This window comes from Pseudomonas sp. S3E17, assembly GCF_024168685.1.
Lineage (GTDB): Bacteria > Pseudomonadota > Gammaproteobacteria > Pseudomonadales > Pseudomonadaceae > Aquipseudomonas > Aquipseudomonas marginalis.
On the sequence record NZ_JALJWE010000001.1, the window covers coordinates 758992 to 782111 of the forward strand.

21 protein-coding genes and 2 riboswitches are annotated in these 23120 nt (G+C 63.3%); of the genes, 14 read left to right on the forward strand and 7 right to left on the reverse strand.

Annotated elements, in window-relative coordinates; translation table 11 throughout:
* Window positions 1-375: 375 nt before the first annotated feature.
* The 4 genes from cobM to J3D60_RS03030 form a co-directional block, all read right to left on the reverse strand.
* Window positions 376-1122: a precorrin-4 C(11)-methyltransferase gene (gene cobM, locus J3D60_RS03015; protein WP_065941215.1), complete on the reverse strand. Its 747-nt coding sequence runs from the start codon at window positions 1120-1122 to the stop codon at window positions 376-378.
* A gap of 70 nt (window positions 1123-1192) precedes the next feature.
* Window positions 1193-1585 (reverse strand): cobalamin biosynthesis protein, encoded by a 393-nt coding sequence (locus J3D60_RS03020; protein WP_141157524.1) that lies wholly within the window; start codon window positions 1583-1585, stop codon window positions 1193-1195.
* Window positions 1582-2286, reverse strand: coding sequence for a CbtA family protein (locus tag J3D60_RS03025; RefSeq protein ID WP_065941217.1), 705 nt, complete (start codon window positions 2284-2286; stop codon window positions 1582-1584). Before J3D60_RS03025 ends, J3D60_RS03020 begins: the two co-directional genes overlap by 4 nt.
* An 11-nt stretch (window positions 2287-2297) precedes the next feature.
* Window positions 2298-2486: a CbtB-domain containing protein gene (locus J3D60_RS03030; protein ID WP_065941218.1), complete on the reverse strand. Its 189-nt coding sequence runs from the start codon at window positions 2484-2486 to the stop codon at window positions 2298-2300.
* Window positions 2487-2582: 96 nt separating this feature from the next.
* Window positions 2583-2788, reverse strand: a riboswitch (cobalamin riboswitch).
* A gap of 42 nt (window positions 2789-2830) precedes the next feature.
* A riboswitch (cobalamin riboswitch) is annotated at window positions 2831-3031 on the forward strand.
* Window positions 3032-3120: 89 nt separating this feature from the next.
* Here J3D60_RS03030 and cobW point away from each other — a divergent pair.
* The 4 genes from cobW to J3D60_RS03050 are packed head-to-tail and all read left to right on the forward strand — an operon-like array spanning window position 3121 to window position 9601.
* Complete coding sequence (cobW, locus tag J3D60_RS03035; protein WP_065941219.1) at window positions 3121-4182, forward strand: cobalamin biosynthesis protein CobW; 1062 nt, start codon at window positions 3121-3123, stop codon at window positions 4180-4182.
* A 3-nt stretch (window positions 4183-4185) separates the two neighbouring features.
* A complete protein-coding gene (gene cobN / locus J3D60_RS03040) occupies window positions 4186-7947 on the forward strand; it encodes a cobaltochelatase subunit CobN (protein ID WP_065941220.1) in 3762 nt (1253 codons plus the stop codon).
* Entirely contained in the window at window positions 7947-8945 is a 999-nt protein-coding gene (locus J3D60_RS03045; RefSeq protein ID WP_253489579.1) for an ATP-binding protein, read from the forward strand. Before cobN ends, J3D60_RS03045 begins: the two co-directional genes overlap by 1 nt.
* Before the next feature lie 53 nt (window positions 8946-8998).
* Window positions 8999-9601 (forward strand): VWA domain-containing protein, encoded by a 603-nt coding sequence (locus tag J3D60_RS03050; protein ID WP_065941749.1) that lies wholly within the window; start codon window positions 8999-9001, stop codon window positions 9599-9601.
* Window positions 9602-9727: 126 nt separating this feature from the next.
* Here J3D60_RS03050 and J3D60_RS03055 read toward each other — a convergent pair whose 3' ends face one another.
* Window positions 9728-10675: a DUF1853 family protein gene (locus J3D60_RS03055; RefSeq protein WP_253489582.1), complete on the reverse strand. Its 948-nt coding sequence runs from the start codon at window positions 10673-10675 to the stop codon at window positions 9728-9730.
* Between the two features lie 146 nt (window positions 10676-10821).
* Between J3D60_RS03055 and J3D60_RS03060 the strand changes: the two genes are divergently transcribed.
* From J3D60_RS03060 to J3D60_RS03105, 10 genes are all read left to right on the forward strand, one after another.
* Window positions 10822-11712, forward strand: a complete 891-nt coding sequence (locus tag J3D60_RS03060) for an NAD(+) kinase (protein WP_003217892.1) — start codon at window positions 10822-10824, stop codon at window positions 11710-11712.
* Window positions 11709-12683 (forward strand): metallophosphoesterase, encoded by a 975-nt coding sequence (locus J3D60_RS03065; protein WP_168166846.1) that lies wholly within the window; start codon window positions 11709-11711, stop codon window positions 12681-12683. Before J3D60_RS03060 ends, J3D60_RS03065 begins: the two co-directional genes overlap by 4 nt.
* Complete coding sequence (locus tag J3D60_RS03070) at window positions 12680-13549, forward strand: rhomboid family intramembrane serine protease (protein ID WP_253489596.1); 870 nt, start codon at window positions 12680-12682, stop codon at window positions 13547-13549. Before J3D60_RS03065 ends, J3D60_RS03070 begins: the two co-directional genes overlap by 4 nt.
* Window positions 13550-13563: 14 nt before the next feature.
* On the forward strand, window positions 13564-13824 hold the full coding sequence (locus J3D60_RS03075; protein ID WP_253489600.1) for a YeaC family protein: 261 nt from the start codon (window positions 13564-13566) through the stop codon (window positions 13822-13824).
* Window positions 13821-14651: a DUF2797 domain-containing protein gene (locus tag J3D60_RS03080; protein ID WP_065941225.1), complete on the forward strand. Its 831-nt coding sequence runs from the start codon at window positions 13821-13823 to the stop codon at window positions 14649-14651. Before J3D60_RS03075 ends, J3D60_RS03080 begins: the two co-directional genes overlap by 4 nt.
* Window positions 14652-14664: 13 nt before the next feature.
* Entirely contained in the window at window positions 14665-17322 is a 2658-nt protein-coding gene (gene pepN, locus J3D60_RS03085) for an aminopeptidase N (protein WP_253489613.1), read from the forward strand.
* 148 nt (window positions 17323-17470) lie between these two features.
* Window positions 17471-18187, forward strand: coding sequence for a YafY family protein (locus J3D60_RS03090; protein ID WP_253489615.1), 717 nt, complete (start codon window positions 17471-17473; stop codon window positions 18185-18187).
* A gap of 51 nt (window positions 18188-18238) precedes the next feature.
* Window positions 18239-18574 (forward strand): nuclear transport factor 2 family protein, encoded by a 336-nt coding sequence (locus J3D60_RS03095; protein WP_065927894.1) that lies wholly within the window; start codon window positions 18239-18241, stop codon window positions 18572-18574.
* Between the two features lie 15 nt (window positions 18575-18589).
* Complete coding sequence (gene zapE, locus J3D60_RS03100) at window positions 18590-19693, forward strand: cell division protein ZapE (protein WP_065941228.1); 1104 nt, start codon at window positions 18590-18592, stop codon at window positions 19691-19693.
* Between the two features lie 173 nt (window positions 19694-19866).
* Complete coding sequence (locus J3D60_RS03105) at window positions 19867-20358, forward strand: GNAT family N-acetyltransferase (protein WP_027606459.1); 492 nt, start codon at window positions 19867-19869, stop codon at window positions 20356-20358.
* A gap of 103 nt (window positions 20359-20461) precedes the next feature.
* Here J3D60_RS03105 and J3D60_RS03110 read toward each other — a convergent pair whose 3' ends face one another.
* Together J3D60_RS03110 and J3D60_RS03115 are read right to left on the reverse strand one after the other, a co-directional pair.
* Entirely contained in the window at window positions 20462-20671 is a 210-nt protein-coding gene (locus tag J3D60_RS03110; protein ID WP_065941229.1) for a hypothetical protein, read from the reverse strand.
* Between the two features lie 144 nt (window positions 20672-20815).
* Window positions 20816-23041, reverse strand: coding sequence for a TonB-dependent siderophore receptor (locus J3D60_RS03115; RefSeq protein WP_253489618.1), 2226 nt, complete (start codon window positions 23039-23041; stop codon window positions 20816-20818).
* Between the last annotated feature and the right edge of the window lie 79 nt (window positions 23042-23120).

Below are 23120 nucleotides of genomic sequence, written 5' to 3' on the forward strand. Positions count from 1 at the left end.
TCACTGCGAACAAAAAAACGGCGCCCGTGAGCGTCGTTTTTTATTATTAAAATTCAAACAGTTATACCATCTATCTAACAAGTAGGATTAAGTGTGGGAGGGGACAAGCCCCCCCCTTCCACATTTTTTGCATTTATTCAGTTAAATCAGTGTGTTGTTGATGGTTTGTGAATTAAAAAATCAAATTCGAATGTTGACTCTATCTCCCTGACAAGGAAGGTCAAATGTGGGAGGGGGCTTGCTCCCGATAGCGGTGCCTCAGTCGACTCATGAGGAAGCTGACACACCGCCATCGGGAGCAAGCCCCCTCCCACATTTTGTTTTGTATTTAGCTATTCAAATCAATGGATTGCTTTGATTTTTTGAAGTAAATAATCAAGGCCGATAAAGGTGCGCATGCCCCGCCCGATACAACGACGACTCACTGAAACTGTCACTCGCCAGTACTCGCCCCACCACAATCAACGCCGTACGCCGAAAGCCCTTGGCGGCGACTTTGTCGGCAATATCGCTGAGGGTGCCCACGGCCCAATCCTGATCCGGCCATGTCGCCCGGTGTACCACGGCAATCGGGCAGTCTGCGCCATAGTGCGGCAGCAGTTCGGCGACGATCTTCTCCAAATGGTTGACCCCCAGATGAATCGCCATGGTCGTGCCATGGCGGGCCAGGCTGTCGAAGTCTTCGCCGGCCGGCATGCGGGTTTTATCGGCGTAGCGGGTCAGGATCACGCTTTGGGCGATGTCCGGCAAGGTCAGTTCGGTCTCCAGCAACGCTGCGCAGGCGGCCACTGCGGTGACGCCGGGAATGATCTGGAAGGGGATGCCCAACTCGCGCAGGTAACGGATCTGCTCGCCAATCGCGCCATACAGGCTCGGGTCGCCGGAGTGCACGCGGGCCACATCCTGGCCGTTGGCGTGGGCAGCCTTGAACAGTTCGATGATCTGTTCCAGGTGCAGTTCGGCGCTGTTGACCACCTGCTGCGCCTGATGACCTTCCAGTACCGCCGCCGGCACCAGCGAGCCGGCATAGATGATCACCGGGCAACTGCGGATCAGGCGTTGGCCTTTGACGGTGATCAATTCCGGATCGCCGGGGCCGGCGCCGATGAAGTAGACGGTCATGGAGAATTCCTGTGGAAAAACGGGCGAGCATGAAGATTGCTCATGATCGGGACTGACGATTATCGGGATTTTAGCCGGCGCAGGCCAATGCAAAGGTGGCCTGGGCGGTTTTCTGGCGGGTGATCAACAAGCGGGCAGGGCCGCCGCAGAGCTGTTCGGCCAGGGCCAGGGCGGCACTTTCGGCGACGCCGTAACAGCCGGTATGGGCAAACGCGACCGCCGATTTGTGGCTCAGCCGGTCTTCGTAAACGGCCAGTTGCCCGGCGTTGAAGCATTGCAAGGGCAGGTCGAGCAGTCGGGCCAGGGCGAGTAACCCTGGCTCGTCCTGTTTACGGTCGATGCTGGCCAGTGCCGTGACACGCTGGCGCTCGATCCCGCCCTCGGCCAGGGCGCTGTCCAACAGGCCCAGCAGGGTGTCGACATCACAACCCCGCTGGCAACCCAGGCCGACCACCAGGGTCATGCCGAGTATTGATCGTCACGGTTACGGCGGAACAACCAGGCACTGATCAGGCCAAGGGCCAGCCAGAACGCCACGTTGGTCAACTGCGAAGCGATTTTGAACTGCGCTTCGAGGGCTTCCGGCGCCAGCATCGAATGGGTTTCCGGCTGCGGTGCACCGATCACATGCGGCACCACCAGGATCGCCACGCCCAGGACTTTCAGCAGCCAGTTGCGACCAAACACGATCAGGGCAATACCCACAGCCGTCGAGGCAGCGGTGCCTATCCACCAGATCTGCCGTTGCGCCAGGTCAGCGGCGGCAGTGCCCGGCAGCTCCGGTGGCAGGCCCAGGGTGGGCGCCAGCACAAAGGTCGCGTAGCCGGCCAGGCCCCACAGCAAGCCTTGGGCCGTGCGGGTAGGGGCGCGCAGGGTATAGAGGCCGGCGAGCATCAAGGCGAAGCCGACGGCGACCACCAGGTTGCCGCCGGTGGTCGACAGCACGCGCTGCCAGCCGTCTTCCGGCTCCCAGGCTTCGGCGTCGTGGGTGTGTGCAGCGGCGCCAGCGGCGTGCTCATGCACGACTTCCGTTGTGGCAGGGGCTTTTTCAAAGGTTTCCGCCTGCAGAATCAGCGGGGCGACCCAGAAGCTTTGCAGCAGGGTCAGCAGCAGGGCGGCCAGCAGGCCGGTGAACCCTGCGGTTTGCGCAATACGCTTGATCATGTCGGCAGGCCTCAGTGGCACGGGAACGCGGCGCTGTGGCGGGTGTCGTGGGCAGCATTGTGCACCGCCTCGATATGGGAGAAACCGGCGAAGTACACCAGGCACGCGCCGAGGATCGACGCACCGATGGCGGCGGTCAGGCGTTGGCTGAGGGTGGCGGAGCTGCTGGCGGTGTGCGAGGTGCTGCTGACGATCGACATGGCGCGTCCCTTTCAGGTGTCAGGGTGACACGAGCGCATGCAAACCTCGCGAGCCAGGCACGCAGGATTTTAACAGCGCCCGCCCACCGCGGGTTTGTTATTCGATGTTATTCGGGCCGGTCTCCGGGCTTGCGAGGGACACTGGGTCTATAAAACGTCGCCTTCCCATGCCGTACAGGCACAGTGGATCTGACGCTTCACTCGCTTACCGTTGCGGGGGCAGCACCGGACTCGTCATAAGGCTATGACTCACCGGTTTCCCGTTTCACCCTGTGAAGGGCACCCGAAACAAGATGTGTAGGAGAGCATGGGCCGGGGACGGTAGTCAAATGCGGCGAGCCCCTGTAGCCTTGCACCCTCGAGGTTCTTCGGCCCAGGTCGAAGCTAAGAAGGGAACGCGGTCAAAGCCGCGGCTGCCCCCGCAACTGTGAAGGGTTTATCTGACTGCCACGCCACTGCCACTGCGGCGGGAAGGCGCAGTCGGCGCCGGTCGCAAGACCCGCAAGCCCCAAGCCAGGAGACCTGCCTCGCCACCGATTTTCCAATTCAACCGGGCGGGGTGATCCGGTGACGAAATCCGCTTCTGCGCGCCGCAGGGCCCATCGTCCCGTATGCCCGCCCCAAAGGGCATCCGATGAAAACACTGGCCAAACTCCCCGTCACCATCGTTACCGGCTTCCTCGGCTCGGGCAAGACCACCTTGCTGCGCCATATGCTCGACAACGCCCAGGGCCGTCGCATTGCGGTGATCGTCAACGAATTCGGCGAACTGGGCATCGACGGTGAGATCCTCAAGCAGTGCTCCATCGGTTGCACCGAAGAAGAGGCCAACGGCCGCGTGTACGAGCTGGCCAACGGCTGCCTGTGCTGCACGGTGCAGGAGGAGTTCTTCCCGGTGATGCGCGAACTCGTCGCCCGTCGCGGCGACCTCGACCATATCCTTATCGAAACCTCGGGCCTGGCCCTGCCGAAACCCTTGGTGCAGGCCTTCCAGTGGCCGGAAATCCGCAGCGCCTGCACGGTTGATGCGGTCATCACCGTGGTCGACAGCCCGGCCGTGGCCGCCGGCACCTTTGCGGCGTTCCCGGATCAGGTCGACGCCCAACGCAAGCTCGACCCGAACCTGGACCATGAATCGCCGCTGCACGAGCTGTTTGCCGACCAGTTGGCCAGCGCCGACCTGGTGATCCTCAACAAATCCGACCTGATCAGCGCCGAAGACCTGGCCCGTGTGCGCCTGGAAGTCGCCGAAGAGCTGCCGCCGGCGGTGAAGATCATCGAAGCCAGCAGCGGTCGCCTGCCGTTGGACGTGTTGATCGGCCTGGGCGCGGGGTCCGAAGAACATATCGACGCTCGCCATAGCCACCACGATCATCACCACGAAGGTGAGGAAGATCACGATCACGACGCCTTCGATTCCATCTCCATCGACCTGCCCCAAGCCGACGAAGCGCTGCTGCTCGACGCCCTGAACCAATTGGTGGTTCAGCACGGCATCCTGCGGGTCAAGGGTTTCGCCGCCATCCCGAACAAGCCGATGCGCCTGCTGATCCAGGGTGTGGGTACGCGTTTCGACAAGCACTTCGACCGTGCCTGGGGCGCCGACGAAGCGCGCATCACGCGGCTGGTGCTGATCGGCCAAGAGCTGGACGCGGCGGGCCTCGAAGCGCAACTGCGCGCCGCCCTCAGCGTTTAACCCATGCACCTGCTCAGGACTCAGCCCGGTGGTTTCGTCGCGGACGACAATATTGCCGACCTTGGCCAAACCCCCGCCGAACTGGTGATCCTGTGCAGCGGCGATTCCAGCCTGGCGCTGCTGGCCGAAGCGGCCCAGCAGTTGCCCGAGGATTACCCCAGCCTGCGCCTCGCCAACCCGATGCAGGTGCAGAACCACGCATCGGTCGACCTGTACGTGGACGAAGTGCTGCGCCACGCCAAGGTCATCCTGATTTCCCTGCACGGCGGCATCGGTTATTGGCGCTACGGCATCGAGCGCCTGGTGGAGCTGGCCGAGCGCGGCGTTACGCTGATCCTGGTGCCGGGGGATGACCGCCCGGACCCGGAACTCAGCGGCCTGAGCACGGTGAGTGCCGAACAACGCGACCGCCTGTGGCACTTCCTGCGCCAGGGCGGGCTCGCTAACGCGCTGGATTTCTTCCGCTGCCTGGCCAGCGGCTACCTGGACCGCGATTACCCGTGGGCCGAGCCGCAGACCTTGCCGCGCACCGCGATCTATCACCCGCACAAAGCCAACCCTCGCCTCAATGACTGGCAGACCGATTGGCACGCGGATTGGCCCGTGGCGGCGGTGCTGTTCTACCGCTCCCACTTGCAGGCGGCCAATACCGGTTTTATCGATGTGTTCTGCCAGCGTTTGCAGGCGGCAGGCCTCAACCCGTTGCCGATGGCGGTGGCCAGTTTGAAAGAGCCCGGCTGCCTGACGGTGGTCGAGGACCTGCTGGATGAGGTCGGCGCGGCGGTGATCCTGAACACCACCGGTTTTGCCCAATCCAGCCCCGAAGCCCCGCATCTGCGGCCGTTTCGCCGCAATATCCCGGTGATCCAGGCGATCTGCGCCCAGGATAACCAGCCGGGCTGGCAGGCCAGCGAGCAAGGCCTGGGCCCGCGCGACCTGGCGATGCACATTGCCTTGCCCGAGTTGGACGGGCGGATTATCAGCCGGCCGATCAGCTTCAAGGATCTGGCCTGGCGCAGCGAGCGCAGCCAGTCGGACGTGGTGTGCTACCGCGCAGCGCCCGAACGCATGGATTTCGTCGCCGAGCTGGCGCGCCGTTGGGTCGAGCTGGCACGGGTGCCGAATGGGGATAAACGCATCGCCCTGATCCTTGCCAACTACCCGACCCGCGATGGTCGTATCGGTAATGGCGTGGGCCTGGACACCCCGGCTGCCGCACTGAATATCCTGCGTGCCCTGCAAGCCGAAGGCTATCCGGTGCCGGAGCAACTACCCGAAAGCGGTACCGCGCTGATCCATGAGCTGCTCGGCGGCGTCACCAACGACCTCGACAGCCTCGACCTGCGCCCCTGTCATCAAAGCCTGGGCCTGGACGACTACGAGGCGATGTTCAATCGCTTGCCTGAATCCAACCGCCAGGCGGTGCTGGAGCGATGGGGCGCGCCGCACAACGATCCAATGTTCCGTGACGGCCGCCTGATGATCGCCGGCCTGCGCCTGGGCCAGACCTTCGTCGGCATCCAGCCGGCCCGGGGTTACCAGGTGGATGCCAGCGCGGTGTACCATGACCCGGACCTGGTGCCGCCCCATGGCTACCTGGCGTTCTACTTCTGGTTGCGCCACACCTACGGCGCCCATGGCGTGATCCATGTGGGCAAGCACGGCAACCTCGAATGGCTGCCGGGCAAGGGCGTGGGGCTCTCGGAAAACTGCTGGCCGGATGCGCTGCTGGGGCCGCTGCCGAACATCTACCCGTTTATCGTCAACGACCCGGGCGAGGGCGCCCAGGCCAAGCGGCGTACCCAGGCGGTGATCATCGACCACCTGATGCCGCCACTGACCCGCGCCGAAACCTACGGGCCGCTGCGGGACCTTGAGCTGTTGGCGGACGAATACTACGAAGCCCAACTGCTCGACCCGCGCCGGGCCCGCGAGCTGCAAAAAGACATCCTCAAGCTGGTGCGCGAAACTCGCATCGACCAGGAGCTTGAGCTGGATGGCGACGCCGATGCTGCTATCTGGCTGCCGCGCCTCGACACCTACCTGTGCGACTTGAAGGAGTCGCAGATCCGCGACGGCCTGCACATCTTTGGCGAATCCCCCGTGGGCCGCTTGCGCATCGACACCTTGCTGGCCTTGCTGCGCATCCCGCGTGGCGACGGCCGTGGCCCGCAATCGAGCCTGCTGCGCGTGTTGGCCAAGGCGTTCGCGCTGGGTTTTGACCCGCTGGACTGTGCCCTGGCCGAGCCCTGGACCGGGCGACGCCCGGCGGTGTTGCAGAAGATCGATGGGCAGCAGTGGCGCACCGCCGGGGATACCCGCGAGCGCTTGGAGTTGTATGCGGCGCGAATGATCGAGCAGGCGTTGGAAGGGCCGCTGGAACAGTTGGAAGAGCCTGGCTGGGAAGAGGTGAAGGCGGTGATCGAAAGCCTGCGCATCGTCGTGGCGCCACGCCTGGACGCCTGCGGCCCGGCGGAAATGCGCGGCTTGCTGGAGGCCCTCGGCGGGCGCTTTGTCCCGGCCGGCCCGAGCGGTGCGCCAAGCCGTGGGCGCCTGGATGTGCTGCCGACCGGGCGCAATTTCTTCACCGTTGACGTGCGCAACCTGCCCACCACCACCGCGTGGCGCATCGGCTTCCAGTCCGCCAACCTGATACTTGAACGGCACCTGCAGGACCACGGCGATCACCTGCGCCAGCTCGGCCTGTCGGTGTGGGGCACGGCCACCATGCGCACCGGTGGCGACGACATCGCCCAGGCCATGGCGCTGATGGGCGTACGGCCGGTGTGGGCCACCGGCAGTCAACGGGTGGATGATTTTGAAGTCCTGCCCATCAGCCTGCTGGACCGCCCGCGCGTGGACGTCACCTTGCGCGTGTCCGGGTTTTTCCGCGATGCCTTCGCCAACCTGATCCGCCTGTTCGACGCGGCGGTACAGGCGGTGGCGGCCCTGGATGAGCCGGACGACATGAACCCGCTGGCCGCCAAGGTGCGCAATGAGCGCGCGGCGTTGCTGGCCTCCGGCCTGGATGCGGAGGCCGCAGCGAAACAGGCCGGCTGGCGCATCTTCGGGGCCAAGCCCGGTGCCTATGGCGCGGGCGTGCAGGGCGCCATTGACGGGCGCCTGTGGCAAAGCCGCGAGGACCTGGCCGAGGTCTACCTGAATTGGGGCGGCTACGCCTATGGCGGCTCCGACGAAGGCACCGCTGCCCGCGCACAGTTTGCCCAGCGCCTGAGCCAGGTGCAGGCGGTGTTGCAGAACCAGGATAACCGCGAGCACGACCTGCTCGACTCCAACGACTACTACCAATTCCAGGGCGGCATGCTCGCCGCCGTGGAAACCCTGAGCGGCGACAAGGCCGCCAGCTATCACGGCGATCATAGCCAGCCGGACCTGCCGAGGATTCGCACCTTGAAGGAAGAGCTGAACCGGGTGATCCGTTCCCGCGCCGCCAACCCCAAGTGGATCGACGGCGTGAAGCGCCATGGCTATAAAGGTGCGTTTGAAATGGCCGCGACCGTGGACAATCTGTTCGCCTTCGACGCCACCACTGCGCTGATCGACGATCATCAATATGCATTGCTCGCCGACGCCTACCTGCTGGACCCTGACACCCGGGCCTTTGTGCAGCAGCACAACCCCGCGGCGCTGCGTGATATGACCGAGCGCATGCTCGAAGCCCAGCAGCGTGGCCTGTGGCAGGAGCCCGGGGCTTATCGCGAGGCGTTGGAAAACCTGTTGCTGGATATAGAAGAAGACAGCTGATGACTGATACTCCGCATTTCCCACTGTCCGCCGTGGTCGGCGCCGACGACCTGAAACTGGCGCTGTGCCTGACCGCCATCGACCCGAAGATCGGCGGCGTGCTGATCGAAGGCCCGCGTGGCATGGCCAAATCCACCTTGGCCCGTGGTTTGGCGGATCTGCTGGCCAGCGGCCAATTCGTCACCTTGCCGTTGGGCGCCACCGAAGAGCGCCTGGTGGGTACCCTGGATCTGGATGCCGCGCTGGGGGAAGGCCGCGCGCAGTTTTCCCCTGGGGTACTGGCCAAGGCCGACGGCGGCGTGTTGTATGTGGATGAAGTCAACCTGCTGCCCGATCACCTGGTGGACCTGTTGCTCGACGTCGCCGCCAGCGGCACCAACCTGATCGAACGCGACGGCATTTCCCATCGCCACTCGGCGCGCTTTGTGCTGATCGGCACCATGAACCCGGAGGAGGGCGAGTTGCGCCCGCAACTGCTGGACCGCTTCGGTTTCAACGTGGCGCTGAGCGGGCAGACGCTGCCGGCCGAGCGCGGGCAGATCATCCGGCGGCGCCTGGATTTCGACAGCGATCCCGCCGCTTTCTGCACCCAGTGGGCCGAACAGCAGGCGGCGCTGCGCCAGCGCTGCACCCACGCGCGGGCGCGGCTGGACAGTATCGAGCTGGATGATCAGGCCCTGGCGCAGATCACCGAGCGTTGCTTTGCTGCCGGTGTCGACGGCTTGCGCGCCGACCTGGTCTGGCTGCGGGGCGCCCGGGCCCACGCGGCGTGGCGGGGCGCGGATACCATTGCCGAAGAAGACATCGAAGCGGTGGCGGAATTTGCCTTGCGCCACCGTCGCCAAGAGCAATCCCCACCGGCCAGCCCACCCAATCAAGGGCCGTCGCCGACACCCTCGGACACCTCGCCCGGCCAAGGCCAATGGGGCGATATGCCCGCACCGGCCCTGCCCACGGGTACGCGCCGAGACGTGCCCGCCTGGCCAAAAAAGCCCTAGGCATTCGCCCCCGACCTGACGCGGGGGCGGATGCCCGGCCCAAGGCGGGGCGACTGGACAACGGCAGGCAGGGCAAGGCACGCAGCGCACAGCAGGGTTCGATCAACTGGCCGGGCACCTTGCTCGGCGGCCGGCCGCACTCCCGTGGAGACCTGCGCTACCACCTGCGCAGCCGCTCGGCCCATGAGTTGTGGCTGGTGATCGTGGATGCGTCGGCGTCCACCCGGCGGCATCGTGCATTAACCGATGCGAAGGGCTTGCTCGCCCAGCTGTTTGACGACGCCTACCGGCAAAGGGCGCGCATGGCGTTGTTGACCGCCAGCGGCCAGGCACCGAAGTGGCAGGTACAGGGGTTGAAAGCTGCGAAAGGCCTGGCTGGCTGGCTGGATCAGCTGGGCGCCGGCGGTGGCACGCCGTTGCTGGCGGCGCTGACCGAGGCCGCGCATTGGCTGGTGGCGCGCCGCAAGCGTTATCCGGCCGAGCAGCAGCGTGTACTGGTGATCACGGATGGGCGCCTCAAGGACATCGGCGGGTTGCCGTTATTGGCGTGTGCGGGGTTGCTGGTGGATATCGAGCGCGGGCCGATCAGGCTGGGGCGGGCCCAGGAGCTGGCGGTGGGGTTGCAGTTGGATTATCGGCATATCGATGAGTTGTAGTGGCGGTACCACCGCCATCGGGGGCAAGCCCCCTCCCACATTTGATCGAGTACACCCATTTGGAATGCGGTCAGTGTGGGAGGGGGCTTGCCCCCGATGAGGCCCTCACATACACCACACCCTCCATCAGCCAGCCCCCGGCACATTCGGCCAAAGATCCGCCACCAGGAACAAACGCTCGGCCTCCTCCCAATCCTCGCCGTTCTGCACCATGCGCACCAGCAGCTGCGCAGGCGCCATCGGATCAAGGTCTGCCAGCCAGGCCTGCATCTGTTCTTCGCTCCACACCTCATCCGCCGGGTAATGCGCCGGCGCCAGCCACGCATGCCGGGGCAACGGTTGCCAGCGGCCTGACGCACTGGCGCTGACAAAATCCCGCCAGTCCCGCTGATGCAACCAGCGCCCGCGCAGATGCTGCGGGTGTGCGCCTTGGGGCGGTTCGGCCAGTCCAGGCCAGGGATAGAGCAAATACCCGCCGAGCCACAGGTGCGCATCAAACTGCTGAATATCCAGGGCCGCCAACACCTCGCGGCTTTCTGCCCGCGCCGAGATCGGCAGTTGATGCTGGGCCAGGTGCGCCAGCTTGCGGTCCAGCCGATCGTGGCAGCCTGGGCCCAGCCACTGCGCGGTGTCCTGGCCGTTGCCGTCCTGCGGGCCCAGGTAGAGTTTGATCGCCAATTCCAGGTGATGCACGCCATCGCGGTCGCGCAGCAGCATGTCCAGTTCGCCCAGGGTGTGCCCGGCGCGGCGGATCGGCAGGTTGGCGGCGAGCAACTCCACCCCCGGCGCATGCTGCACGGCGAACTGCCACAGGCGTTCGTAGTACAGGCCCAGGCGCCGGGTGCGTGACAGGCTCAACCAGTGCTGCAAGGCGCGGCTGTCCTGGTCGAGTGCGCGTAGCCAGTGTTCAAGACGGTCGGGCGCCTGCACCCAGTCGCTGCCCGCCAGCGGGTGGCGCTGTGGCCACGGCGTCTGCGCGAGCATCGGCGGGGCGAGCATCACCCACGCCAGGTCGCGCACCTCGGGGTGGCGCAGCTGGCGGGGCAGGTTGTGCAAATCCGGGAACACAGTCATGGTCCGAGCATAGCCTTTTAACCGTTGCGCAGGGGGCTGAGAACCGTTGTCATCAAGGCTTCACGGCGACAAAGGATTTTGCCTGAGCCAGCCTTTCGCCCATAATCGTTTCTTTTTTGCCCCACCCCCAATCCCGCAGGAGCCCCATGGAGCAATTTCGCAATATCGGCATTATCGGTCGCCTGGGCAGTACCCAGGTGTTGGACACCGTCCGCCGGCTGAAAAAATTCCTGCTGGAACGCCACCTGCATGTGATCCTCGAAGACACCATCGCCGAAATCCTTCCCGGCCACGGCCTGCAAACCTCGTCGCGCAAGATGCTCGGCGAAGTCTGCGACATGGTCATCGTGGTCGGCGGCGACGGCAGCCTGCTCGGCGCGGCCCGGGCCCTGGCGCGGCATAACGTGCCGGTGCTGGGGATCAACCGTGGCAGCCTGGGGTTTCTCACCGATATCCGCCCCGATGAGCTGGAAGTCGAAGTGGCCAAGGTGCTCGACGGCCATTACCTGGTGGAAAACCGCTTCCTGCTGCAGGCCGAAGTGCGCCGCCACGGCGAAGCCATCGGCCAGGGCGATGCGCTCAATGATGTGGTGTTGCACCCGGGCAAATCCACGCGGATGATCGAATTCGAGCTGTATATCGACGGCCAGTTCGTGTGCAGCCAGAAGGCCGACGGCCTGATCGTCGCCACGCCCACCGGCTCCACCGCCTACGCGCTGTCGGCCGGTGGCCCGATCATGCACCCCAAGCTCGATGCCATTGTGATCGTGCCGATGTACCCCCATATGTTGTCCAGCCGGCCGATTGTGGTCGATGGCAACAGTGAGCTGAAAATCGTGGTGTCCAAAGACATGCAGATCTACCCGCAAGTTTCATGCGACGGGCAGAACCATTTCACCTGCGCCCCCGGTGACACCATCACCGTGAGCAAGAAGGCGCAGAAGTTGCGCTTGATCCACCCGCTGGATCACAACTACTACGAAGTGTGCCGCACCAAGTTGGGCTGGGGCAGCCGCTTGGGGGGTGGAGGCGACTGATGCTCGATCCCGCGCGTAGCTACGACCTGATTGGTGACGTGCACGGTTGCGCTCATACCCTTGAGCACTTGCTCGACCAGATGGGTTACCACAAGCAGGGCGGCACCTGGCGCCATCCTTCGCGCATGGCGGTGTTCCTCGGCGATATCATCGACCGTGGCCCACGCATTCGCGAGGCGCTGCATATCGTCCACGACATGGCCGAGGCCGGCCAGGCGCTGTGCATCATGGGCAACCACGAGTTCAATGCCCTGGGTTGGGCCACGCCGGCGCCGCCGGGCAGTGGCCGGCAGTTCGTGCGCGAGCACACCCCACGGCATGAGCGGCTGATCCACGAGACCCTGACCCAGTTCGAGCAGCACCCGGCCGACTGGCACGACTTTCTCGCCTGGTTCTACGACATGCCGCTGTTTGTCGATGCCGGGCGTTTCCGCGTGGTGCATGCGTGCTGGGACGACGGCTTTATCCAGCCGCTGCGCGCGACGTTCCCGGATGGCTGCATCGACCAGCACTTCCTGCAGGCCGCCGCCGTGCCCGGCAGCTTTGCCTGCAACGCCTTCGACCGCCTGTTGCGCGGCACCGATATGCGCCTGCCGGATGGCCTGACGCTGACCGGTGGCGATGGCCTGACGCGCTCGTTCTTCCGCACCAAGTTCTGGGAGGACGACCCTAAGACCTACGGCGACATCGTATTCCAGCCCGACGCACTGCCGGAGCCGGTGGCGCGCACGCCATTGTCGCCCCATGAAAAAAACTCCCTGCTGCGCTACGGCGCCGACGAACCCTTGCTGTTCGTCGGCCATTACTGGCGCAGCGGCAAACCGGCGCCGATCCGCCCGAACCTGGCGTGCCTGGACTACAGCGCGGTGCTGTACGGCAAGCTGGTGGCGTACCGCCTGGACCAGGAAACCCGCCTGGATCCGCGTAAATTCGTATGGGTCGACGTTGAGCGCCCCGAGGTGATTGTATGAGTGCCGTGCCCGTATTGCGCTTGCCGTTGAGCGTCGACCTGGGCGGTTTCGTGAAACTGCTGCAACGCATGCAAGTGCCCCATCGCGTCAGCGAGGAAGCCGGCGAGCAGGTGTTGTGGGTGCCCGAGACCCTCAGCGATGACGTGCGCGTGCTGTACCAGCGCTTTCCGGCCGGTGATCCGGACCGGCAACTGGATATTCCCGAACAGGCGCCGGTCACGCGTCCCGGCTTTGCCCAGCAGGTGCGCCATAGCCCGGTCACGGCGCTGGTGCTGCTGGCGAGCATCATCGTCGGCGCCGTGACCTTGCTCGGGGAAAACCTGCAGGCCATGAGCTGGCTGACCTTCCTGCCGTTCCGGGTGATGGGCGAGTACATCCAGTTCACGCCGTTCGCCGACATGTTGGCTTCCGGCCAATGGTGGCGGCTGTTCACGCCGATGCTGATCCACTTCGGCATCCTGCACCTGGCCATGAACGGCATGTGGTACTGGGAGCTGGGCCGGCGTATCGAAGTGCGCCAGGGCAGCATCAACCTGCTGGGCCTGACCCTGTTGTTCAGCCTGGTCTCCAACTACGCGCAATATGCCTACGGGGGCCCCGGCCTGTTCGGTGGCTTGTCCGGGGTGCTGTATGGCCTGCTCGGGCATTGCTGGATCTTTCAACTGCTCTCGCCCAACCCGGCCTATCGCTTGCCCCGTGGGGTGCTGGTGATGATGCTGGTGTGGCTGGTGTTGTGCCTGTCGGGGCTGGTGTCGATGATCGGCTTCGGCGAAATCGCCAACGCTGCCCATGTCGGCGGCCTGGTTATCGGTTGCCTTACCGGTTTGCTCGGCGGTTTGTATAACCGTCGCAAATCCTCTCTTTGATAAGGAAGAGCCTTATGTCCTCTTTTGCTGAAATGATCGAAAACATCACCCCGGACATCTACGCGAGCCTCAAGCTCGCCGTGGAAATCGGCAAGTGGTCCGATGGCCGCAAGCTCAGTGCAGAGCAGCGCGAACTGTCCCTGCAGGCCATGATCGCCTGGGAGATCCAGAACATGCCGGAAGACCAGCGCACCGGCTATATGGGCCCGCAGGAATGCCAGTCGAAATCGACCACCGTGCCGAACATCCTGTTCAAATCGGATGCGATCCATTGATTGAAATTGGTCGCGGTGCAGTCAGCAAAATGTCGGCGCAACTCGGTGAGCCGACCGTTCAATACGCGTTTCGCCTGGGCGATACCGAGGTGCCGGTCAATCCCCTGATCGGCACCCATGTACGCCTGGAATACCTCGGCGCCATCCATTGCAGCCATTGCGGCCGCAAGACCAAGACCAGCTTCAGCCAGGGCTATTGCTACCCGTGCATGACCAAGCTGGCCCAGTGTGACCTGTGCATCATGAGCCCCGAGCGTTGCCATTACGACGCCGGCACCTGCCGCGATCCGGGCTGGGGCGAGACATTCTGCATGACCGATCACGTGGTGTACCTGGCCAATTCGTCGGGCATCAAGGTCGGCATCACCCGTGCCACCCAATTGCCGACGCGTTGGCTGGACCAGGGCGCCAGCCAGGCGCTGCCGATCATGCGCGTGGCGACACGCCAGCAATCCGGGTTTGTCGAGGATGTATTGCGCAGCCAGGTGGCGGACAAGACCAACTGGCGTGCGTTGCTCAAGGGCGACGCGGCGGCGGTGGACCTCAAGCAGGTGCGCGACGAGTTGTTCGCCTCCTGTGCCGATGGCCTGCTGCAATTGCAGGAACGCTTCGGCCTGCAGGCCATCCAACCGGTAACCGACCTCGAACCGTTGGAAATCCGCTACCCGGTGGAGCAGTATCCAGCCAAGATCGTCAGCTTCAACCTGGACAAGAACCCGATTGCCGAAGGCACGCTGCTGGGGATCAAGGGCCAATACCTGATCTTCGACACCGGCGTTATCAATATTCGTAAGTACACGGCCTACCAGCTCGCCGTGCATCAGTAGAAGGATGCCACCCATGCGCACCGAACAACCGAAGATGATTTACCTGAAGGACTATCAGGCGCCGGACTACCTGATCGAAGAGACGCACCTGACCTTCGAGTTGTTCGAGGACCACAGCCTGGTCCACGCGCAGCTGGTAATGCGCCGTAACCCCGAGCGTGGCGCCGGCCTGCCGCCGCTGGTACTCGACGGCCAGCAACTGGAGTTGCTGACCGTCAACCTCGGCGACCAGGAACTGAGCGAGGCTGACTACCAACTGACGGACAGCCACCTGACCCTGCATCCGACCCGCGAGACCTTCACGGTCGACACCAGCGTGCGCATCCACCCGGAAACCAACACCGCCCTGGAAGGCCTGTACAAATCCGGCAGCATGTTCTGCACCCAGTGCGAGGCCGAGGGCTTCCGCAAGATTACCTATTACCTCGACCGCCCCGACGTGATGAGCACCTTCACCACCACGGTGATCGCCGAGCAACACCGCTACCCGGTGCTGCTCTCCAACGGCAACCCGATTGCCAGCGGTCCGGGTGAAGACGGCCGTCACTGGGCAACCTGGGAAGACCCGTTCAAGAAACCCGCCTACCTGTTCGCGCTGGTGGCCGGTGACTTGTGGTGTGTCGAAGACAGCTTTACCACCATGACCCAGCGTGAAGTGGCACTGCGCATCTACGTCGAGCCGGAAAATATCGACAAGTGCCAGCACGCCATGACCAGCCTGAAAAAATCCATGCGCTGGGACGAAGAAACCTACGGCCGCGAGTATGACCTCGACATCTTCATGATCGTGGCGGTCAACGATTTCAACATGGGCGCCATGGAGAACAAGGGCCTCAATATCTTCAACTCCAGCGCCGTGCTGGCCCGCGCCGAAACCGCCACCGACGCCGCGCACCAGCGAGTCGAGGCCATCGTTGCCCACGAATACTTCCACAACTGGTCGGGCAACCGCGTGACCTGCCGCGACTGGTTCCAGCTGTCGCTTAAGGAAGGCTTTACCGTGTTCCGTGATTCGGGCTTCTCCGCCGACATGAACTCCGCCACGGTCAAGCGCATCCAGGACGTGGCCTACCTGCGTACCCACCAGTTCGCCGAAGACGCCGGCCCCATGGCCCATGCGGTGCGCCCGGACAGCTTTATCGAGATCTCCAACTTCTACACCTTGACCGTGTACGAAAAAGGCTCGGAAGTGGTCGGTATGATCCATACCTTGCTCGGCGCCGAAGGCTTCCGTAAAGGCAGCGACCTGTACTTCGAACGCCATGACGGCCAGGCCGTGACCTGCGACGACTTTATCAAGGCCATGGAAGACGCCAACGGCGCCGACCTCAGCCAGTTCAAGCGCTGGTACAGCCAGGCCGGCACGCCACGCCTGGCGGTGAGCGAGTCCTACGACGCTGCGGCCAAGACCTACAGCCTGACCTTCCGCCAGAGCTGCCCGGAAACCCCGGACCGGGTCGAGAAACTGCCGTTCGTGATCCCGGTCGAGCTGGGCCTGCTGGACGGGCAGGGCGCGGGCATGGCCTTGCGCCTGGCCGGTGAAGCCACGGCCGGCGCCACGTCCCGTGTGATCTCGGTGACCGAAGCCGAGCAGACCTTCACCTTCGTCGACATCGCCGAACAGCCGTTGCCGTCGCTGCTGCGCGGCTTCTCGGCGCCGGTGAAACTGAGCTTCCCGTACAACCGCGATCAGTTGATGTTCCTGATGCAGCACGACAGCGACGGCTTCAATCGCTGGGATGCGGGCCAGCAGCTGTCGGTGCAGGTGTTGCAGGAACTGATCGGCCAGCATCAGCAGGGCCAGGCGTTGCAGATGGACCAGCGCCTGATCACGGCCTTGCGCAGTGTGTTGAGCGACGAAAGCCTGGATCAGGCCATGGTTGCGGAAATGCTGTCGTTGCCGGGCGAAGCCTACCTGACGGAAATCAGCGACGTCGCGGACGTGGATGCCATCCACGCCGCGCGTGAGTTTGCGCGCAGGCAACTGGCTGACAACCTGCATGAGCCGCTGTGGTTGCGTTACCAGGCCAACCGCGAACTGTCCAAGCAGACGCCTTATGTGGCGGCGGCCGAGCACTTCGCCCGGCGTGCCTTGCAGAACATCGCGCTGTCGTACCTGATGCTCAGCGGCAAGCCCGAAGTGCTGGCGGCGACCCTTGAGCAGTTCGACACCAGCGACAACATGACCGAGCGCCTGACCGCGCTGGCGGTGCTGGTGAACTCGCCGTTCGAAGCGGAGAAGGCCCAGGCGCTGGCGGTATTTGCCGAGAACTTCAAGGACAACCCGTTGGTCATGGACCAGTGGTTCAGCGTGCAGGCCGGCAGCCCGTTGCCGGGCGGGCTGGAGCGGGTCAAGGCGTTGATGGAGCACCCGGCGTTCACGCTCAAGAACCCGAACAAGGTGCGTGCACTGATCGGCGCGTTTGCCGGGCAGAACCTGATCAACTTCCACGCCGCGGACGGTTCGGGCTACCGCTTCCTGGCGGACCTGGTGATCCAGTTGAATGCGTTCAACCCGCAGATCGCTTCGCGCCAGTTGGCGCCGCTGACCCGCTGGCGTAAATACGACAGCGCGCGCCAGGCGTTGATGAAGGCGGAGCTGGAGCGCATTCGTGGGTCGGGTGAGTTGTCCAGCGATGTGTTCGAGGTGGTGAGCAAGAGTCTTGCTTAAATAAACCGCTTCGGTAAAAAAAAACGGCCTGTTCAGGCCGTTTTTTTTGCCTCGCAGCTTCGTTCAAGGAGCGCTTTTTTGCTGCTGACGTTTCCTGGCAGAAGGCTCTGCTAAGCTGCGGCACTTTTCCTTATTCGGTGGGATCAACGTGTCGCGTACCACTCGTTTACTGACGTTGTTGCAGGCCCTGCGGGGCAAGAAACGCCCGGTGACCGCCGCCGTGCTGGCGGCGCAATTGGAAGTGTCCGAGCGCACGCTGTACCGCGACATTGCCGAGTTGACCGCCCTGGGCGCGCCGATTTTCGGCGAGGCCGGGGTAGGGTATGTGCTGCGCAGCGGCCTGTTTTTGCCGCCCTTGATGCTCAACGCCGAAGAAACCGAAGCGATCGTACTGGGCTTGCGTTATGTGGACCAGCGCGGCGATGACGTGCTCAGCCGAGCCGCCGCCAACGCTTTGGCGAAAATCGCCGATGTGCTCGACCCGGCGGCGCAGGAAGCCTTGCGCAACCCGACGTTGCTGCCCGGCCCGCCAGGGTTTGGCTACCCGGAAAACCGCGTGCCGCTGGATGTATTTCGCGAAGCGATTCGGCATCAGGACAAGTTGCAGATCGACTACGCGGATGCCAGCCAGACCCAGAGTCAACGCCTGATCTGGCCCCTGGCCCTGGGGTTTCTCAATGAAGTGCGGGTGATCGTGGCCTGGTGTGAGCTGCGCGGCGCGTATCGCACCTTTCGCACCGACCGCGTGGCGAGTGCCGAGGTCGTCGGCGAACATTATCCGGGGCGGCGCAGCGACTGGCTGCGGGCCTGGCGCAAGCTGATGGAGCAGAATGAATCCGGGCCCTTCACTCCTGACAAAAACTGACACACCCCTGGCTTAGCATGCTGCTACAACCACCTGAAAAGGAGCTTTGCCATGTCCCAGCCTGAATTGGCCCCCGCCATCGCCGCCTATATCGCGGCGACCAATACCCGCGACACCTCGGTCATTGCCCAGTGTTTTGCCGACGATGCCAATGTGTTCGATGAAGGCCAGCACCAGGTGGGCACCGCCGCCATTGCACGCTGGATGGAAGACACCGGGCGCCGCTACCAGCCGCGTGTCGAGGTGCTCAAGGTGCAGCACCGTACCGGCAAGGTGCTGGTCAGCAATGTGGTCTCCGGCAATTTTCCCGGCAGTCCGCTGGAGTTGCGCTACACCTTTCGCCTGGACGCGCAGGGCAAGATTTCACGGCTGGATATCTCCCTGTAGGTCATAATCGCGGGCATGACTTTCGACTCGCCCCTCGCTGCTTACCAACACGCCATTACCCAACAGGGTTTCGTTGCCGACGACGCCCAGCGCCGGGCGGTGGATGCCCTGCAAGCCTGCCATGCGGCCCTGCATCAGGGCCGTTCGCCCGTGGCTGGCGTTTACCTGTGGGGGCCGGTGGGCCGCGGCAAGACCTGGTTGATGGATCAGTTCTACCAAAGCCTGCGGGTGCCCGCACGGCGTCAGCATTTTCACCACTTCATGGGCTGGGTGCATCAGCGACTGTTCCAGCTCACCGGCACCCATGACCCGTTGCAGGCCCTGGCGCGGGAGCTGAGCCGGGAGGTGCGGGTATTGTGTTTCGATGAGCTGTTCGTCAGTGACATCGGTGACGCGATCATCCTCGGCGGGCTGTTCCAGGTCATGTTCGAGGAAGGTGTGGTGATGGTCTGCACCTCCAATCAACCACCGGCCCAGCTGTATGCCGATGGCTTCAATCGGGAGCGCTTCCTGCCGGGCATTGCGGCGATTGAGCGGCATATGCACGTGGTGGCGGTCGACGGTGGCGAGGATCATCGCTTGCATCCAGGTGTGGGCCGGCAGCGCTATTGGGTGAACCAGCCTGAAGCGCTGGCGAACGTGTTCGCACAATTGGCCGAAAGCCAGGCGGTGAGTCGTGGTCCGGTCACCGTCGGCCATCGTTCCATCGTGTGCGTGCAGGCCAGTGACAGCGTGCTGTGGTGCCGCTATGCCGACCTCTGCGAACACCCCCTGGCGGCAATGGATTTCATCCTGCTGTGCGACCGCTTCAAGGCGATCCTGCTGGGGGAGGTGCCCAACCTGAGTGCGCAACAGCGCCCAGGCCGGATTGCCCGCGGCACCGAGGATGGGGTCGAGCGCGTGGTGGCCGGTGATCGTGAGTTGCCGCAGTTGTCGGTGCACGACGACAGTGTGCGTCGCTTCATCGCCCTGGTGGACGAGTGCTACGACCGCAAGGTGCCATTGTTCATCGACGCCCAGGTGCCGCTGGAGCGCCTGTATACCGACGGTTACCTGGCGTTTCCTTTCCGTCGCACCTTGAGCCGCTTGCAAGAAATGCAGCTGCAGCGCTTCGGCTGAGGCCTGTACGAAAAAAGCCCTGAATGGACACTTTGGGTTTTTTTAGTGCCAAAGCCTTCGCGCTTTCGGGCGCACATTTGTAGTTAATCTCCTTCATCTGGTGCTGACTCCACGCTTACAATCGTGCCCCTCAAAGGGAACCGGTTCCCTAGTAGTCGTGATCGAGGACGGAAATGGACACCCCAGATATCCTGGTGCTGCAAGCCAGCTACACCAATCCTGTACATGCCGAAGCCATTGCCAAGGTGCTTAACCATTACGCCGAAGACCCCATGGGCGGCGGCCATAGCCTGCCAGCCGACCTGCTGGAGCAACTGCCGGCCGAGTTGGCCAAGCGCCCCCATGCGTTCAGTGTGCTGGCGTTTGTCGGCGGTGAGCCGGCGGGTCTGGTGAATTGCTTTGAAGGGTTTTCCACCTTTGCCTGCCGCCCCTTGGTCAACGTTCACGACGTGGTGGTGATGAATGAGTTTCGCGGCTTGGGGCTGAGCCAGAAGATGCTGCTGAAGGTCGAGGACATCGCCCGCCAGCGTGGTTGCTGCAAGATCACCCTGGAGGTGCTGGAAGGTAATGCCGTCGCCCAGTCGGCGTATCGCAAGTTTGGTTTTGATGATGCGAAGTTTGATCCGGCCCATGGGCGCATGTTGTTCTGGAACAAGCCGCTTTAATAAATAACCGGCGAAAAAAAGGGGCGCCAGCAGAGGGCGCCCAATAAACCTTTGCCAACGGAGCGGTATGGCCCAGGGTGTTGCGGATTAACTAACGATTAACTTAACTCTTGGGTTGTTCCTGTTCGGTCGTATTGGTGTTCGGTGTCTTGCCGTCGGCGGATGCCGTTTGTTCAGTCGTGCCGTGAAGCGTCTGCTGCGTGAAGGTGAAGCTGTTGTAGAACTCCTTCGAGCGCTCCGAGCCGCCTTCGGCAAACGCGGCGGCGGAGCCCAGGGTCATCAGGCTGGCAAGCATCAAGGTCGAGAGTTTCATCTGTGTTTACTCATTAAGTGTGATCGGTTATCTGCTCTGTCCTTGATCAGAATCGTGGGGCGATTCTGGTGCGATCTTATTAAGTGGGAATTAACGCGAGAAACATCCGAAGTTAACAATATCGTTAACTTCGGATGGCCGTCTTTAAAGCTTCCAGTCCAAGGCCAGCGTAATGGCGCGTGGGTCGCCCCAATACACGCCGTTATAAAACCCCACGCGTTCGTAATACTTTTTATCGAACAGGTTGTTGACGTTAAGCGACGCTGAGACGTGCTCGTCGAATTGATAGCGGGACATCAGGTTGACCACGGTGTAGGCCTGTTGTGTGATCTTCGCCCGTTCGGTCACCGGTGTGTTGCCGACGCGTACCCCCGTAGGTCGATTGCTCCAATCGTAAATGTCGCTCTGCCAGTTCACCGCGCCGCCGACCGTGAGGTTGCGCCACGCCCCCGGCAAGCGGTAGGCGCTGGAGACTTTCAGCAGGTTCAGCGGCTGCCCGGTGTTGTTGCGTTTACCCGAGCCGTTGACCGAATGGGTGTAGGTATAACCGGCCGTCAGGTTCCAATCGGGCATGATTTCTCCGGCAGCTTCCAATTCGAAGCCGTTGACCTTGTTACCTTTGCCGCCGGACTTGTAGTACTCCTCCCCGGTGATGGGATTTGGTGGCACTGAATCGTCCCGCTCTGCGACGTTGTCCTGGGTGCTCCAGAAATACGCCGCCGCCAGGTTCAGGCGCTCCTCCAGCACGCTGCCCTTGAGGCCCACCTCGTAGTTGCTGCCGACCACGGGCTCCAGGTACTTCTTGTTGGCATCGCGCAGGCTCTGGGGTTTGAAAATGTCGGTATAGCTCGCGTAGACCGTGTACTCCGGCGTCAGGTCGTAGAGCAGGCCGGCGTAGGGCGTCCACATATCGTTGTGGGTCTGGGAGGTCTTGTTGGCGGCCGTCAATTGGTCGTTGGCGTTGTATTCGGGGGCCGCGCTTTTCAGTTCCCAACTGCCATAGCGGCTGCCCAGCACCGCATGCAAGCGGTCGGTGAGGCTCAGTCGCGTGGCCAGGTAGCCGGCCTTTTGTTGCTTGCTGCTGTGTTCGCCCTTGAGGTCGGTGACGGTGTCGCCGAACTTGGTGATCCCGCCCATGTATTTCCAGTCTTCGATGGTGTAGTAGCTGGCGGGTAGGTTGCTGCGCATCACGGGGGAAACGTCCCGCTGCGTGGCCTCGCCATAGCCCATCATCAGTGCATGTTCGCGGCCCAGCAGTGCATAGCTGCCAGCGAGGTTGAGGTCGACGGCCTCCATTCTCGATGTGCCGCGCATGTGGCTGGCCCAGGCGGTCATGCCGCTGCGGTCATCGTTGGGGAAGCCCGCGCCGCCGTAGTACACCTTGCCGTCCGTGTCGCTCTGGCGATGGGTGTAGGCGGCCTTCACGTGCCAGTCGCCGCCCAGCCGATGGTCGAGGGTTGCGAAGGTGGTCTTGTCCGTCAGCGGCCATGAACTCCAGTGCGCCGCCATATTGGTGGAGCGCGACAGACCGGCCTTGCCGCCCTCGCTGTTCCAGTACGGCACAGTGCCCCAGGAGGTGCCTTGGACCTGCTTATTCTGGTAGTCGAAACCTACAGCCAGCACGGTATCGTCGGAAAGATCGCCTTCCAGGATGCCGTAGCCGACCGCCCGCTGCAGGCCATAGTTGTCGCGGAACGATTGGCTGTCACGATAGGCCAGCACCGTGCGCCCGCGCAGCTTGCCGTCGAACGCCAGCGGGCCGCCCACGTCCACGTAGCTGTAATAGTTGTCATGGCTGCCGGCGCTGACGCCGGTTTTCGCCTGCCATTGGACCGTCGGGCGCTTGCGCACCATATTGATGGTGGCCGAGGGGTCGCCGGCGCCGGTGGTCAAGCCCGTGGCACCGCGTACCACCTCGATGTGGTCATAGATGATGGTATCGGCGTCGGACTTCATGTAGCCGAAGGTATTGAGCATCCCGTCAATCTGGAAGTTGGTGATGCCGTAGCCGCGGGAGGAATAGGACACGCGGTCGGAGTCGTTGTGCTGGACGTTGATCCCGGTGGTCTGGCGCAGCACGTCGGTCAGCGTGTTGAGATTGAAGTCATCCATCTGCTGGCGAGTGATCACCGAGATCGATTGTGGGGTTTCCTTGACCGACAGGTTCAGGCGGGTGGCGGTGCTCATCGAGCCGGTGGTGTAGGCACCGGTGTGTTCGGTGGTGGCACCCAGGCCTTCGGCGGAGATGTTGGTCGCGCCGAGTTCGAGCGGGGTGTGTTCGGGGTCGGTTTCAGCCAGCAGGTCCGGGCTTAGGGCGGCGCCGCACAGGCCGAGCGTGAGGGTCATGGAACGGGTAAAAGGCGCGAACATCGCGGAAGACTCCTTGTCGTCTTTGCGGCCACCCCGGAAAGGGAAGGCCTTGGCTCAAAGACGAAAGGAGCGGGGGAAC